This window comes from Marinobacter sp. BW6 (genome assembly GCF_008107725.1).
Lineage (GTDB): Bacteria > Pseudomonadota > Gammaproteobacteria > Pseudomonadales > Oleiphilaceae > Marinobacter.
In genome coordinates this window covers 1-435 of the sequence record NZ_VIRN01000091.1, presented here as the reverse complement: position 1 = coordinate 435, position 435 = coordinate 1, and the positions used below count along the sequence as shown (strand labels likewise).

1 protein-coding gene is annotated in these 435 nt (G+C 56.8%); it reads right to left on the bottom strand.

Annotation, left to right across the window (positions count from 1 at the left end):
• Window positions 1-227: 227 nt before the first annotated feature.
• Window positions 228-435 (bottom strand): hypothetical protein (locus FMN52_RS19695; protein WP_275898199.1); only part of this gene is annotated, 208 nt, incomplete at its 5' end.

The window sequence follows — 435 nt, the reverse complement described above, 5'->3', positions numbered from 1 at the left end:
AGTCTGGATCGGATTTGCAGGGTATGCTTAACGTTCGCTCACCCTGATGCTCACCGTGCAGTTCGGCATCGTCTATTTCGAACGCGCCGATGCGGACATTGGTTTTACTCATCGCTTCACCCCATTTTTCAGCTGAGTTGTGGTACGACCAGTTATGGCCGTTATTTTTCAGCGTAGTCAATGGGGCGAAAAGCGCCAGTCAAAAAGTGCGCATTTTTTGCGCGGCCTCACACCTTGCCGGCAAAAAGTTTTCCATCGCGCACCAGTTCGCGCGGATAGCTGTTCTTCAGTCGGGAGCCGACGCGCTTCGCCAGGCCCAGCGGGACGCCCTGGAAGGTCACAATGGTTTCATCCTGCCCAGGCGCGGTTTGCGGATAGACGTCGCGCCCGCGATACCATTCTTCCGCTTCCTCCTGCGACAGCTCGAAGGCGCGC